This is a genomic window from Haloarchaeobius baliensis, from assembly GCF_052060055.1.
Classification (GTDB): Archaea; Halobacteriota; Halobacteria; order Halobacteriales; family Natrialbaceae; genus Haloarchaeobius; species Haloarchaeobius baliensis.
Genome location: NZ_JBPPFR010000001.1, coordinates 1039979 through 1053953 on the forward strand (window position 1 = coordinate 1039979; position 13975 = coordinate 1053953).

Here is a 13975-nt window from a genome sequence, read left to right on the forward strand (position 1 = left end):
CAATGCGAGTAGAACTGGACATTCCGGACGACGTAACAGCCGAGATGGACCATCTCGACCTCACGGTCGAGGGTCCGAACGGGTCGGTCACACGCCGACTCTGGTTCCCCGACATCACCGTGAGCGTCGAGGGCGACCAGGTCGTCGTCGAGTCCGACGCATCCGACGCGAAGACGAACGCCACCGTCGGCACCTTCGAGAGTCACATCACCAACATGTTCCACGGTGTGACCGACGGATGGGAGTACGAGATGGAGGTCTTCTACTCTCACTTCCCGATGAAGGTGCAGGTCGACAACGGCGCAGTCGTCATCGAGAACTTCCTCGGCGAGAAGGCACCGCGACGAACGAACATCCACGGCGACACCGACGTGCAGGTCGACGGTGAGGAGCTGACCCTCTCCGGCCCTGACAAGGAGGCCGTCGGACAGACCGCCGCCGACATCGAGCAGCTGACCCGCGTCAGCGGGAAGGACACTCGCGTGTTCCAGGACGGCGTCTACATCACGAAGAAGCCCGCGAAGGGAGGTGCCTAACGCATGGCAGACGACCCACAGGAACTCGAAGATATCAGCGGTGTCGGCGAGTCCAAGGCCGATGCGCTCCGCGCAGCCGGCTACGAGACCGTCGAGGACGTGAAGGCCGCGTCGCAGTCCGAGCTCTCGGACGTCGAGGGCATCGGGAACGCGCTCGCCGCCCGTATCAAGGCCGACGTCGGTGACCTCGAAGTCAGCGAGGACACCGAGGCCGAGATCGAGGGCGACGAGGACGAAGAGGAGGAACCCGAGGAGGACGTGGAGACCGAACTCCAGCCCCGCGGGCTCGCGGACAAGACGCCCGAGCTCTCCGAAGAGCACGAGCGGCTCCTCAAGCAGCGACAGAAGGTGGGCAAGCCCGCCTTCAGGCGGCAGGACTACCACAAGAAGAAGCGCACGCCCGAATCGTGGCGGCGCCCGACCGGTGGTCTCTCGAAGCAGCGACGCGGCATCAAGGGCAAGGGCCCGAAGGTCGCGGCCGGCTTCCGGACCCCGAAGGCGGTGCGCGGCAAGCACCCCTCGGGCTTCGAGGAGGTCTACGTGCACAACGTGGACGACCTCGAGGGTGTCGACGGCGACACGGAAGCGGTCCGCATCGCCTCCAAGGTCGGCGCTCGCAAGCGCGAGCGCATCGAGGAGCGTGCGGAGGAGAACGGCATCCGCGTGCTGAACCCGACCTACGTCGAAGTCGAGGTGGATTCGGATGACTGATCTGTCCGCCCAGAAGCGACTGGCTGCAGACGTCCTCGACGTCGGCAAGAACCGCGTCTGGTTCGACCCGGACGCACAGGCCGACATCTCGGAGGCGATCACCCGCGAGGACATCCGCGAGCTGGTCAACGAGGGTACGATTCGAGCCGAAGAGAAGCGCGGCAACTCCAAGGGTCGCTCCCGCGAGCGGAAGGCCAAGCGCGCCTACGGGCACCAGAAGGGGCCCGGCAAGCGCCGCGGCAAGAAGGGCGGGCGCTCCGACCCGAAGAAGGAGTGGCAGAACCGCATCAGAGCGCAGCGAAAGAAGCTCCACGAACTCCGTGCTGAGGGCGAGATCGACCGCACCCAGTACCGCGAGCTCTACAACAAGGCCCGCGGTGGCGAGTTCCGGAGCGTCCAGTACCTGCTGAACTACATCGAAAACAACTACGGTGACCAATAATGGCGACAGGACCACGATATAAGGTTCCGATGCGTCGTCGCCGCGAGGTCCGGACGGACTACCATCAGAGGTTGCGCCTGCTGAAATCCGGCAAGCCACGGCTCGTCGCTCGAAAGAGCAACAAGCACGCCACGGCGCAGCTGATAGTCCCCGGCACCCAGGGCGACGAGACACTCGCGAGTGCGACCTCCGAGGACCTGGCGGACTTCGGCTGGGAGGCGCCCACGGGCAACCTGCCCGCGGCGTACCTGACCGGACTCCTCGCAGGCAAGCGCGCACTCGATGCAGGCGTCGAGGAAGCGGTGCTCGACATCGGCCTCAACACGGCGACACCCGGTTCGAAGGTGTTCGCGGTGCAGGAGGGCGCGATCGACGCCGGTCTCGACATCCCGCACAACGACGACGTACTGGCCGAGTGGCCACGGAACCGCGGCGAGCACATCGCCGAGTACGCAGAGCAACTCGACGAGCCGCTCTACAGCGGTGACTTCGACGCAACGGACCTTCCCGAGCACTTCGACGAAGTGCGCGAGACCCTGATGGAGCGATAACATGAGCGGCAACAACTACAACGACGGCTGGGAACCCGTCACACGGCTCGGTAAGAAGGTACAGGAGGGCGAGATCGACTCGATGGAGGCCGCCCTCAACTCCGGGCTCCCGCTGAAGGAGCCGGAAGTCACTGACCAGCTCCTGCCGGGGCTGGAGGACGAGGTGCTGGACATCAACATGGTCCAGCGGATGACCGACTCCGGTCGGCGGGTGAAGTTCCGCTGCGTCGTCGCTATCGGCAACCGCGACGGCTACGTCGGCTACGCCGAGGGGCGTGACGATCAGGTCGGAGCCGCCATCCAGAAGGCAATCGGCATCGCCAAGCTGAACATCATCGACGTGCCTCGTGGCTCGGGCTCCTGGGAGGACCGGAGCACGAAGCCGCACTCGCTGACCCACCGCACGTCGGGCAAGGCCGGCTCGGTCGAGGTCGAGCTCATCCCCGCCCCGCTCGGGCTGGGGCTCGCGGCCTCCGACACCGTCCGCAAGGTGCTGGAGCTCGCGGGCATCGAGGACGCCTGGACCAAGAGCTACGGCAACACGCGCACGACGGTCAACTTCGCGAAGGCGACGTTCAACGCACTGGAGAACGCCTCCCAGTCGCGTCGTGCACGTCTCCAGTCCGCCGAGGAGGTGGCCGAGTGATGCAGGCAGTCGTCCAGCTCCGCGGCGAGGTCGACCGCTCCGGCGACGTCGACGACACGCTGTCGATGCTCAACATCAACCGCGTGAACCACGCGACGCTGGTGCCCGAGACGCCCAGCTACCGTGGCATGCTCACGAAGGTCAACGACTACGTCGCGATGGGCGAGCCCAGCCAGGACGTCCTGGCGACGGTGCTCGCGAAGCGTGGCGAGGTAGAGGCCACCGGCGAGGCACTCACGGACGAGTGGGTCGCCGAGGAGACCGACTACGGCAGTATCGACGAGCTCGCCGAGGCGCTGCTGGCCGAGGAGACGACCCTCACGGACGAGGGTCTCTCCCCGGTCCTGCGCCTGCACCCCCCGCGCAAGGGGCACGACGGCATCAAGCACCCGACCAAGGAGGGTGGCGAGCTCGGCAAGCACACGACCGAGGAGATCGACACGCTCCTCGAGGCAATGCGATAACAATGACGAGCAAGAAACGACGCCAGCGCGGCTCGCGCACGCACGGTGGCGGTACCCACAAGAACCGTCGTGGGGCCGGCCACCGTGGCGGCCGTGGCCGTGCTGGCCGCGACAAGCACGAGTTCCACAACTACGAACCGCTCGGCAAGCACGGGTTCAAGCGCCCGCAGGACGTCCAGGACGACGTCGTCGAGATCAACGTCCAGAAGCTCGACGAGGACGCGGTCCTCTACGCGGCCGAGGACCTCGCCGAGCAGGACGATGACACGTACGTCATCGACGCCCGCGACGTGGTCGACGGCGGCTACGACGCCGACGTCGTGAAGGTGCTCGGCGGTGGGCAGGTCCGCAACGAGCTGGCCGTCACCGCAGACGCCTTCAGCGCGAGCGCCCGTGGCCTCATCGAGGAGGCCGGTGGCGAGGCCGTCCTCTCCGAGCGCGCGGAGAGCGCCGAGGAGGACGAGGCCGACGAGGACGAAGGCGAAGACGCGGCCGCAGAGTAGCCCGTCGACGCCGTCTGACGCCTTTCTGCGGTTCTCTCGACGACCCACCGACGAGGAGCCAGCGGCCCGACCGACGGGTCGCTCGCGGGGCCGTCGTCAGTGCGAACCGACATCCGCTCGTCACGGCCGGAATGTCGCGCTTCGTCTCGAAGCCCATCTTCAGGGTGCGCTCGGTCTCGCCCCCGATTTCGGCAGGTGCGTGCCCGCGGCTCCGGCGCGAGCAAAGCGAAGTACATACAAGCATCCGTCCGGTTTGTCCCCGTATATGGGTTGGAAAGAAGCCGCCGAACCGGTCCTTACCAGGATGCCCTCGGTCCAGCGACCGGACGGTCACGTCCCCTTCAAGCGGAAGCTGGGCTGGACCGGCGGCATACTGGTACTGTACTTCTTCCTCACGACGATCACTGTCTACGGAACACAGCCTGTCGGCGTCGGCGGAGGCGACGCGTTCGGACAGTTCCGGTCGATCCTGGCCGGTGCCAATCGCTCGATACTGCACCTCGGCATCGGGCCGATAGTCACCGCGAGCATCGTCCTGCAGCTGCTCGGCGGCGCGAACCTCCTCGGACTCGACACGGACGACCCCCGTGACCAGATCCTCTACCAGGGCCTCCAGAAGGTGCTGGTGCTGGTGATGACGGTGCTCACCGCCGTCCCGATGGTGTTCCTCTCGTCTGGAATCCTCCCGGCTGCGCCGGGTGCACAGGAGGTCATGGCGGGCTTCGTCGGCGTCGGAAACGCGCCGATGGCCACGAAGCTGCTCATCTTCGCCCAGATCTTCATCGGTGGCGTCCTCATCCTGTTCATGGACGAGATCGTGAGCAAGTGGGGCGTCGGCTCCGGTATCGGGCTGTTCATCATCGCCGGCGTGAGCCAGCGGCTCGTCACCGGGTTCATCGCGGTGTTCCGCGACTGGTTCAGCATCGTGGCCGGCAACACGAGCGTCAACGTGTTCACGCAGGCCGGGTTCCAGGACCTCCTGTTCAACCAGGGTCACATCATCGCGCTGGTGACCACGCTCCTCATCTTCGGTATCGTCGTCTACGCGGAGAGCGTGCGCGTGGAGATCCCCCTGAGCCACGCACGGGTGAAGGGTGCCCGCGGTCGCTTCCCGGTGAAGCTCATCTACGCCAGCGTCCTGCCGATGATCCTCGTCCGCGCGCTGCAGGCGAACATCCAGTTCCTCGGCCGCGGTCTCAACAGCCTCGGGAGCGCTCCCGCCTGGCTCGTCGAGTACAACAGCAGCGGGCAGGCCATCGGCGGGCTGTTCTACTACCTCGCTCCGGTCCAGCGTCCCAGCGACTGGATCTGGTGGGGTGACCAGACCGGGACGGCAGCGACCGTCGCAGCACAGGAGGGCGTCATCCACGTCATCGCCCGTGTCGGCGTCGACCTCACGTTCATGATCGCCGGCGGGGCCATCTTCGCCATCTTCTGGGTGGAGACGACCGACATGGGTCCGAAGTCCACCGCCCGACAGATCCAGAACTCCGGGATGCAGATCCCCGGCTTCCGCCAGAACGTCGGCGTCATCGAGAAGGTCATGGAGCGCTACATCCCGCAGGTGACCGTCATCGGCGGCGCGCTCGTCGGCCTGCTCGCCGTCATGGCGAACATGCTCGGCACCGTCGGGAGCGTCACCGGCACCGGTCTGCTGCTCACGGTCTCCATCACGTACAAGCTGTACGAGGAGATCGCCGAGGAGCAGCTCATGGAGATGCACCCGATGATGCGCCAGATGTTCGGCAACTGACGTCCGAAACCCCGTTTCGATTCTCGTCTCGTGTCGACCACCACCGCAGAGCAGCCGCTCAGTCGGCGAACGACCGCGCGAGCCGGAACAGCGGTTCGATGTCGGCTCTCGTGTAGTCGGTGAGCAGGCGCTCCAGCTCGGCGAACTCGTGGGTGTCGGTGCGGCCCTCGACGAGTTGGGCGACGTACGCCTCGCCGAGCACCCTGCCGATGTGGACGTTCGTCACCGTCGGGCCGTCGATGGCGGGATGGTTCGCGACCGGGCCGACGTCGTAGTCGGCGTAGTGCGTCGACTCGACCGGGATCCCCTCCCAGCGACAGACGTCCTCCAGTGCGACCGTGGTGCGCCAGGATTCGAGGCGCTGGGCGTAGGCATCGACCGCGAGTGGGTTCAGGTCCACGTGGTGCTCGAACAGCGCGTCGAGGCGGCTGGCTGCCTCCGGCCACGTTCCGTGTTCGACGGCCCGCTGTGCCCAGCCGCCGAGGTGGATCGCGTCGAACCGGTTGCCGTTGTGGGTGAGGACGGCGTCGGCCTCGCGCCCCCGACACCAGTCGTCGATCCGTCTGAGCAGGTCGGCCGTCGCCTCGACGCCCCAGCCACCGTCGCGGAAGAGGACTCCCGTCTCGACGGGCGCGCCGGGCGCGCGCTGGTGGCCGAGGCCGACCGCGACGAGCTCGAAGTAGTCCGTGTCCCGGAAGTCGCCGCCCTCCGGCGATCGGTTCGGGCTCGCGGTCTCGATGTCGATCGCGAGGAGGCTCTCGGGGATGGTGGGCATCGCTGTCTTCGTTTGCCGGCCTGGGATATGAACGTGTGGTCGGGAAGCCGGGCTCCGTCAGGGATTCGAACCACGGTCGCTCCACTTCGTTCCGCTCCCTGATTCGAATCCCTGGGCGTGCGCGCTTCTGTCCTCGCAAGCCACCTCGCTGTCGCTCGGTGACTTGCTTCGTGAGAAGTGCTCCGTCAGGGATTCGAACCCTGGTCCTTGCCGTGAGAGGGCAAGATGATTGGCCGGACTACACCAACGGAGCGGTGTGCTTCTTCGCATCACCTGCTTTCGGCGGTACAAGTAAAACCCTTGCGTTTCGGCCTCGCCGTGGGGCGGTTTACCGTCCGTCGTCCTCGCCGTCTTCGCCCTCCTCGTCGTCGAACGGCGAGCCGACGGCGTCTGGTTCGTGGCCGGCGAGGCTGACGATGTTCTCGCGGCCGACGCGGAGCTTGCTGATGCTGCCGTCGTCCTCCATGTCCGAGAGCAGCATGCTGACCTTGGACTTCGACCAGTCGGTCTCGTCGACGATGTTGGACTGGCGCATCCGGCCGCCGTTCTCGGTGAGGAGTTCGACGACGCGGTCCTCGTCGGTGAGCAGCTCCTCGTCGGGGACGCTGGGTTCTTCGGGTTGTGACGCTGTCGTCGCGTCACCCCCGGTGGCGTCGGCCGGACTGCCGGTGGCCGTCGCGCCGGTGTCGTCGCCGTCCTCGCGACGACGGAGCCAGACCACCGCACCGGCGCCGGCCACGAGCAACAGCCCGAGCATGACGGGGAGCATCGGGAACGAGCTGCCGCCGCCGCCCTGTTCGGGCGTCGTGGCGGTCGAGCCACCGCCGCCCGTGGTGGTGCCGCCACCGCCGCTGGTCCCGCCGCCGCCCGTCGTGGTCCCCGCGGCCGACCCCGCGACGTAGACGACGCGCGGGCGCTGGTCGGAGAAGCTGCGTTCGCCCTGCCAGGTGACGCTGTCGCTCCCGGCCGGCGTGGGGGCCGAGAACTCGCCCTCCGGGGAGACGCTCTCGAACACGAGCCCGTCGCCGGGCAGGAAGACGAGCGACTGTGCGGGGCCGATGTAGAACCCACCCTCGAACACGTCCGCGACGACGACCTGGTCGCCACTGGTCTGTGCGAACGCGGTCCAGCGGAACGACATGTTGACGATGCCGACGTGGCCGTCGAACGTCGGTTCCTCGCTGGCGCCCCGACGGAACGCCGTCGCGGTCATCTCGCGCCCGGTCTCGTTGCGGCCGAACGCGACCAGGTTGCGCGCGCGGCGCTCGAAGTTCGTGTACAGCTCGGTCTCGTTGGACTCGAACTCCGTCGCGAACTCCTGGAACTGCTGGCGCTCGGACTCGTTCGCGAGCTGGCGCTCGTAGTGGATGGCGAACCGCGCAGAGCCGTTCTCGAAGACGCGGATGCGGAACTGTGTGCGGTCGAACTCCTGTGCACTGCCGAGCGCGCCCGTCGAGTTTGGAGGAGCGTGGACAGACCCGTCTGGCCCGGGTGCCGCCGCCGTGGCGCCACCGGCGAGCACGACGACGCTCACCGCGAGCAGGACGAGCGCTCCCACACCGAGTAGCCGACGCATTCGTCACCCCTTACTCGGGGAGGGATTAAGAACGCTAGGTCCGCGGGTCGAACTGCTGTCCGCGGGTGACCACGGCCTCGATGTCCGACCAGACGTCGACCGAGGTGCGTGGGTCGTCGGGCAGCAGGACCAGATCCGCGTTCGTCCCGGGTTCGACCCGGCCGGCGTCGACGCCGAGGAGCTCCGCGCTGGTGCGTGTGGCGGCCTCGAACGCCGTCTCGGGTGTCATGCCGTACTCGACCATCAGCGCCAGCTCCTGGGGGATGTCCGCGAACGTGTTGAACGGGGTGCCCGCGTCGGTGCCCATCGCGATGGTGACGTCCGCTGCCAGCGCGTGTTCGAACGCCTCCTCGAACGCGGCCTGTGCCTCCCTGGCCTTCTCGACGGCGTAGTCGGGGATGGGTGCGGTCGCTGCGTTGTCGACGATGCCGGCGAGCGCGCTCGCCGTCGGGACCCAGTAGGTGCCGCTCTCCGCCATCTCCTCGGCGGCCACGGCGTCCATGAACGTGCCGTGCTCGATGCTGTCGATACCGGCTTCGACGGCGTTGCGGATGCCGTCGGTGCCGTGGGCGTGAGCCGCGGTGGGGACGCCCTTCGCGCTCGCGGCGTCGACGAGTGTCCGGAGTTCGTCGCGTGTGAGTTCGGGCGCGCCCGTGTTCGCACCGGGTGTGAGCACGCCACCGGTGGCCATGCACTTGACGACCGCGGCGCCGGCCTTGAGCTGCTCGCGGACGGCCTTCCTGATCTCCGCGGGGCCGTCGGCCTCGCGGCCGAACCAGTGGCCGTGCCCGCCGGTCATCACGACGTTGCGGCCGCAGGCGACGACGCGTGGCCCGGGAAGGACGCCCGCCTCGACGGCTGCTGCGGCCTCGAGTGCGATCTCGTCGGGCGCGCCGAGGTCCCGGACGGTCGTGACGCCCGCGGCGAGCGCGTCGCGGAGGTTGCTCGCCGCGCGGTAGGTAAGCGACGCGGTCGACCGGTCGACGTCGCTCGCCGGATCGGGGCCGGCGTCCATCATCAGGTGGACGTGGGCGTCGACGAGTCCCGGCGCGACGTACGCCCCGTCGGCGTGGACGGTGGTGTCCGCGTCCACCTCGGTGGCGTCCTCGACCCGGGTGATCTCACCGTCGACGGCGACCACGTCCGCCTCGCGGGCGCCCCGGTGGTCGACCACGGTTCCGTCCCGGACGACGAGTGTGTGGCTCACGCGTCCTCCAGCTCCTCGGTGTCCGCGTCGGTCACGCGCTGCTGGACACGCGCTGCCGCATCTCGCGCCCCGTGCTTGCTCGCGTAGCCCTCGCCGCTGTCGGCGAGGATGCGCCCGTTGTCGGCGACGAGCCGCCAGCGGTACTCGCCCGCCTTGTCTCGGAACACCTCGAAGTGGGTGTCCTCGAACGTCGGGACGGCGGCGTCCGGTGCGTGCTCCCGGACTCGACCGATCGCGTCACGTGCGGATGCCCTCGTGGTGTAGCCCTCGCCGCCGTCCGCGATTATCTCACCGTTGCTGGCGACCAGCCGCCAGCGGTACTGTCCGGCGCGGTCCTCGTACAGTTCGAACGTCGCGACCATACCGGTGGTTCGACGAGTGGTCACAAAAAACTGGACCCGCGCGGGATGACGGATCGCACGGGAGCTCCAGTCGACGCGAAGAGTGGTGGTGGTGGATTGGCGTCGTTTGGTGGTGGTTGGGGGTGTGCCTCTGACCAGAGTTGCGATGGGGGGGTTGGGTGGGGGGTCGTCCAGTCAGGGTGGATGGCAGCAGACGAACGGGTAATCCGGGTCTGCCGTCACACCCTATCATCACGTTGAACCTACCCCTACATAAAATTACCGCAGAAAATCGCTAATGGTTATCCCAGGGTGTTACGTTCGAGACCATTGGTCATGCAACCGTCGAATTGCCATTAGATAGAAATAAAAGGAGCGACCAAGTAATAGATACAAACCGAAACCCGGAGCGTGTTACCATGAGACTACGACAACCCACTGACTTCCTGATACTCGAAGCACTGCAGGCGCAGGGTCGCAACGTCGCGACGAACCTCGCCCACCACACCGACAAGAGCCGCAAGAACATCAACAGCCGGCTGCCGGTGCTGGCCGACTACGGCCTCGTCGAGAAGATCGGTCCCGCACAGCGCTCGGGCCTCTACGAGATCACAAAGAAGGGCCGCATCGCGCTGATGTACCAGGACAAGTACGACGAGGTAGAGGACTTCGGCGCCCTCATCGAAGGCCCCCACGCGAGCGACCCGCAGCCCGACGGACAGGGCCAGGCGGCGCTCGTCCGTGGTGCCGACGACGAGGAAGACGAAGACGACGAGTGACGGCCGCCGCGGTGCCGTTCGCTGTGCGGTAGTCACGACCTCGTAGCGTCCCCGCCCACACTGCGCTTTCGGGTCCACGGCCCGACCTGCTCTCCGCTGTCTCGACCGCCGAGCGACGGCGCTCCAGAGTCGAGTCCCCTGCCGCCGGTTCCCGCCTACGGCGCGAGCCGGTTCTTCCGGTTCTTCATCTTCGACTCGTAGTGCTCGAACGTGATGGGACACCACTCGCCCGCCAGGTCGAGCACGCGCTCGGTCATCTCGCGGATCTCCCACTGCGCGTCGGCCGCCGCGCGCATGTCGGCGACGTGCATCAGCATCCGGGCGTTCATCGACATCACCATGTTCACCTTCGTCCCGATGGGCAGCACGAAGCGCGCGTCCTCCGGCGGCATCCCCAGGTCGAGCAGCTCCTGGTAGTCCTCGACGGACTGCCGCACCGAGCGCTGGAACAGCTCCTCGCGCTTCGCGACGGTCTCGTCGTCGACCGCGCCGGTCCGCTGGTTGCGCCCCACCCAGTCCGGGTCCGACGCCGACGGCGGCGTCACGACCATCGCGCCCTCCTCGACCTCGGCGGGATCGACGTCGTCGAAGCTCACGTAGCGCATCGACTGGACGTCGAAGCTGACGTGACGATGCCGGGTTATCTGTGCCATGCAGGAGCGGCTGATGCCCTTCACCGCGAACGTCGCCTGCACGTGCTCGAACGGGCCGAAGTGGCCGTGGTCGAGCAGGTGGCCGATGAGCGTCTCCTGTTTCTCCGCCATGGTCTCCCCGTCGATGCTCTCCATGACCGTCTCGAACGACTCCTCGCCCACGTAGCCGTCGTAGTAGTCGTTGCGCGCCGCCGTGCAGATGAGCTCCTCCGGGTCCTCCGTGGCCTCGAGTAGTTGGACCTTCATGCGTGTCGTCGTACTGGCTCTCGCGGGGGAGGGTAAAAATTCGGTTCCATTCGTGTCGCCCGCCGGAACCACTACCCCTAAACCACCACCCTCCCAAGCGACGACGAGATGAGCACGTCCGAGGAGTGGACGTTCCCCGACGACGTCGACCACGAGGCAGTGCAGGACGCCCTCGTCGAGTGGTACGAGGCCGACCACCGCGACTTCCCGTGGCGACGCACCGACGACGCCTACGAGATACTCGTCTCGGAGGTGATGAGCCAGCAGACCCAGCTCGGCCGCGTCGTCGAGGCGTGGGCGGCCTTTCTCGAGCGGTGGCCGACGACCGCGGCCCTCGCCGACGCCGACCGCGCGGACGTGGTGGGCTTCTGGACCAGCTACTCGCTCGGCTACAACAACCGGGCGAAGTACCTGCACGAGGCCGCGCGGCAGGTCGAAGACGAGTACGACGGCGCGTTCCCCGAGACGCCGGACGAACTGCAGGAGCTGATGGGCGTCGGCCCCTACACCGCCAACGCGGTCGCGAGCTTCGCGTTCGACAACGGCGACGCGGTGGTCGACACGAACGTCAAGCGCGTGCTCTACCGCGCGTTCGACGTGCCCGACGACGACGAGACGTTCGAGCGCGTCGCACGGGACCTCATGCCTCCCGGCGAGTCCCGCGTCTGGAACAACGCCATCATGGAGCTCGGCGGCGTCGCCTGCGAGAAGACACCCAGCTGCGACGAGGCGGGCTGCCCCTGGCGCGAGTGGTGCCACGCCTACGAGACGGGCGACTTCACCGCGCCCGACGTGCCGACCCAGCCGACATTCGAGGGCAGCCGCCGACAGATGCGCGGCCGGGTCGTCTCCGTGCTGAAGGAGTACGACGAGCTCGCGCTCGACACGCTCGGGCCGCGGGTGCGTGTGGACTACTCCCCCGACGGCGAGCACGGCCGCGAGTGGCTCCGGGGGCTGCTGTCGGACCTCGCCGACGACGGGCTGGTGACCGTGGCGGAGCAGGAGGGAGAGACGGTGGCGTCGTTGCGGCAGTAGCGTTCTGCGTCCATGCGGACAGACCTCACGACCGGAACCAGCGTAGCAAACGGGCCAGCAAGCCACCTTCTTGCTTCTGAGCGTTGGGGTCGTCTTCCTCGTCGGGCCGGTTGATCGACCCGTCGAGATTCACGTCCGGACTCTTCTCCACCTCCTCGTCAGGCGCGCTTCCGACGGTGTACGTCGGCGTGAACGGTTCTGGGGTGTCACCGCCGGTGGAGCGTTCGCTCAGCTCGGATTTCGAGACGGGACGGAAGATGCCGTGACCACAGTTCCGGCACTCGTTCGGGTTCTGTGTGTGGATCTCCGCGCAGCGTTTGCAGGCCCAACCCCTCATACGGACGAGAAGTGTTTGTGGTCTGAAATAGTTGATTGCCGACGCGAGCGTGGCTGCAGACGAACGGGGCGGGGACCGTTCTGCTCGCTGCGGCCGAAACGGGCGCCGAACACCGACGACCTGCCCGCGTCAGTCCTCGGCGACAGAGCTGGTGGACTCCCCAGTCGCCGGTGCGGGCGGTTCGTGCGTCCCGAACTCGGGGTGGGTCTCCTCCATCCAGCGCCAGACGACGGCGCCGGAGGCGAACATCAGCAGTGCCGTCAGGTAGAACGCGGCCTCGAGGCTCACGGCCTCCATCGAGAGCCCGATGAGTATCGCGCCGACGCCGTAGCCGGCGTCGCGCCACATCCGGTAGACGCCCATGCCCGCGGCCCGCCAGGTGGGGTGGGCGGCGTCGCTCGGCACCGTCATGAGGTTCGGGTAGAGCAGCGCCATCCCGAGCCCGGAGACGGCGGCGAGGGTGACCCACGCGAGGTAGCCCTCGACGAGCACCATCCCGAGGACGCCGCCGCCGGCGAGGAACATCCCGGCGACGACGGGCGGACGGCGGCCGATGCGGTCGGCCAGCCCGCCGGTCGCGATCTGCGTGAAGTACATCGCGCTGTGGACGCCGACGACGACGCCGACGGCGTCGATGCCGAGCCCCTGGCTGGTGAGGTACAGCGGCACGGCGATCCAGAACAGCGTGTCGACGAAGTTCTCGACGTGGCCGGCCTGGGCGGCCGCGAACAGCGTCCGGTCACCGTAGGTCGCGCGCCGCAGCACCGCCTCGAACGGGAGGTTCGCGTCCTGGTGGTCGTCGTCGCCCTCGCCCTCGGCGAACTGGAGCGTCTCCCTGACGAGGAAGACCGAGGCGAGCAGCGCCAGCACGACGACCACGGCGAGGAAGTAGAACGGTTCGGGTCGGAGGCTCGTCCGCGCCGCGATGAGTCCGGTGAGCCAGGCACCGACGGCGACGCCGGTGTAGCCGAACGCCTCGTCGATGCCGACCGCGAGCCCGCGCTGTTCGGGGCCCGCGAGGTCGATCTTGGCGTTGATCGCCATGCTCCAGGTGAGCGCCTGATTGACGCCGAGGAGGACGTTCCCGACCGTGATCCACCACCAGTTCGGCGCGAAGATGAGGACGACCGGCAGCGGCAGCGCGGTCAGCCAGCCCAGCACGAGCACCGGCTTCCGGCCGTACTCCTCGCCCCACTTCCCGGCGTAGAGGTTGAGCAGCGACTTGACGAAACCGAATGAGACGACGAACGAGCCGATGACGAGGAACGACTCGACGCCGAGGACCTGCTCGCCCAGCACGGGGACGACGGAGCGCTCGGACCCGATGGTCAGCCCGGTCGCGAACACGAGCAGGACGTGCAGGGAGAACTGTCCGAGGTGCGCACGGATACCCTGTCGACGGTCGGTCGTCGTCCCCATC

The 13975-nt window shown here is 67.6% G+C and carries 17 protein-coding genes and 1 tRNA gene; 10 read left to right on the forward strand and 8 right to left on the reverse strand.

From position 1 onward, the window contains the following. Positions 1-2 precede the first annotated feature (2 nt). From ACSG06_RS05340 to secY, 8 genes are all read left to right on the forward strand, one after another. Positions 3-536: a 50S ribosomal protein L6 gene (locus ACSG06_RS05340; protein ID WP_440989232.1), complete on the forward strand. Its 534-nt coding sequence runs from the start codon at positions 3-5 to the stop codon at positions 534-536. 3 nt (positions 537-539) lie between these two features. After that, entirely contained in the window at positions 540-1247 is a 708-nt protein-coding gene (locus tag ACSG06_RS05345) for a 50S ribosomal protein L32e (protein ID WP_440989233.1), read from the forward strand. Continuing rightward, positions 1240-1689: a 50S ribosomal protein L19e gene (locus ACSG06_RS05350; RefSeq protein WP_440989234.1), complete on the forward strand. Its 450-nt coding sequence runs from the start codon at positions 1240-1242 to the stop codon at positions 1687-1689. Before ACSG06_RS05345 ends, ACSG06_RS05350 begins: the two co-directional genes overlap by 8 nt. After that, complete coding sequence (locus ACSG06_RS05355; RefSeq protein WP_089735857.1) at positions 1689-2240, forward strand: 50S ribosomal protein L18; 552 nt, start codon at positions 1689-1691, stop codon at positions 2238-2240. The genes ACSG06_RS05350 and ACSG06_RS05355 overlap by 1 nt, the downstream gene beginning before the upstream one ends. A 1-nt stretch (position 2241) precedes the next feature. Next, positions 2242-2886, forward strand: coding sequence for a 30S ribosomal protein S5 (locus ACSG06_RS05360; RefSeq protein WP_440989235.1), 645 nt, complete (start codon positions 2242-2244; stop codon positions 2884-2886). Further along, the gene (gene rpmD / locus ACSG06_RS05365) at positions 2886-3350 is read left to right on the forward strand and encodes a 50S ribosomal protein L30 (RefSeq protein ID WP_440989236.1); all 465 of its coding nucleotides are present in this window, start codon (positions 2886-2888) and stop codon (positions 3348-3350) included. Before ACSG06_RS05360 ends, rpmD begins: the two co-directional genes overlap by 1 nt. 2 nt (positions 3351-3352) lie before the next feature. After that, on the forward strand, positions 3353-3853 hold the full coding sequence (locus ACSG06_RS05370; RefSeq protein ID WP_440989237.1) for an uL15m family ribosomal protein: 501 nt from the start codon (positions 3353-3355) through the stop codon (positions 3851-3853). Positions 3854-4118: 265 nt separating this feature from the next. Next, positions 4119-5606 carry a preprotein translocase subunit SecY gene (secY, locus tag ACSG06_RS05375; protein ID WP_440989238.1) on the forward strand — a complete coding sequence of 496 codons (1488 nt, stop codon included), beginning with the start codon at positions 4119-4121 and terminating at the stop codon, positions 5604-5606. 58 nt (positions 5607-5664) lie between these two features. Here secY and ACSG06_RS05380 read toward each other — a convergent pair whose 3' ends face one another. The 5 genes from ACSG06_RS05380 to ACSG06_RS05400 form a co-directional block, all read right to left on the reverse strand. After that, entirely contained in the window at positions 5665-6381 is a 717-nt protein-coding gene (locus ACSG06_RS05380) for a hypothetical protein (protein ID WP_440989239.1), read from the reverse strand. A 178-nt stretch (positions 6382-6559) separates the two neighbouring features. Further along, a tRNA-Glu gene (locus ACSG06_RS05385) sits at positions 6560-6634 on the reverse strand. A gap of 75 nt (positions 6635-6709) precedes the next feature. Continuing rightward, a complete protein-coding gene (locus ACSG06_RS05390; RefSeq protein WP_440989240.1) occupies positions 6710-7957 on the reverse strand; it encodes a helix-turn-helix transcriptional regulator in 1248 nt (415 codons plus the stop codon). Between the two features lie 34 nt (positions 7958-7991). Further along, complete coding sequence (locus ACSG06_RS05395) at positions 7992-9164, reverse strand: metal-dependent hydrolase family protein (protein ID WP_440989241.1); 1173 nt, start codon at positions 9162-9164, stop codon at positions 7992-7994. Continuing rightward, the gene (locus tag ACSG06_RS05400) at positions 9161-9526 is read right to left on the reverse strand and encodes a YegP family protein (RefSeq protein WP_440989242.1); all 366 of its coding nucleotides are present in this window, start codon (positions 9524-9526) and stop codon (positions 9161-9163) included. Before ACSG06_RS05400 ends, ACSG06_RS05395 begins: the two co-directional genes overlap by 4 nt. A gap of 398 nt (positions 9527-9924) precedes the next feature. On the opposite strand from ACSG06_RS05400, the gene ACSG06_RS05405 reads away from it, so the two are divergent. Continuing rightward, positions 9925-10284 (forward strand): winged helix-turn-helix transcriptional regulator, encoded by a 360-nt coding sequence (locus ACSG06_RS05405; RefSeq protein ID WP_440989243.1) that lies wholly within the window; start codon positions 9925-9927, stop codon positions 10282-10284. 155 nt (positions 10285-10439) lie between these two features. Here the strand turns inward: ACSG06_RS05405 and thyX are convergent, their stop codons facing one another. After that, positions 10440-11183 (reverse strand): FAD-dependent thymidylate synthase, encoded by a 744-nt coding sequence (thyX, locus tag ACSG06_RS05410; RefSeq protein WP_440989244.1) that lies wholly within the window; start codon positions 11181-11183, stop codon positions 10440-10442. Positions 11184-11291: 108 nt separating this feature from the next. Between thyX and ACSG06_RS05415 the strand changes: the two genes are divergently transcribed. Next, entirely contained in the window at positions 11292-12218 is a 927-nt protein-coding gene (locus ACSG06_RS05415; RefSeq protein ID WP_440989245.1) for an HhH-GPD family protein, read from the forward strand. A 25-nt stretch (positions 12219-12243) separates the two neighbouring features. Here ACSG06_RS05415 and ACSG06_RS05420 read toward each other — a convergent pair whose 3' ends face one another. Both ACSG06_RS05420 and ACSG06_RS05425 read right to left on the reverse strand, forming a co-directional pair. Then, complete coding sequence (locus tag ACSG06_RS05420) at positions 12244-12555, reverse strand: amino acid permease (RefSeq protein WP_440989246.1); 312 nt, start codon at positions 12553-12555, stop codon at positions 12244-12246. 129 nt (positions 12556-12684) lie between these two features. Next, a complete protein-coding gene (locus ACSG06_RS05425; protein WP_440989247.1) occupies positions 12685-13974 on the reverse strand; it encodes an MFS transporter in 1290 nt (429 codons plus the stop codon). Between the last annotated feature and the right edge of the window lies 1 nt (position 13975).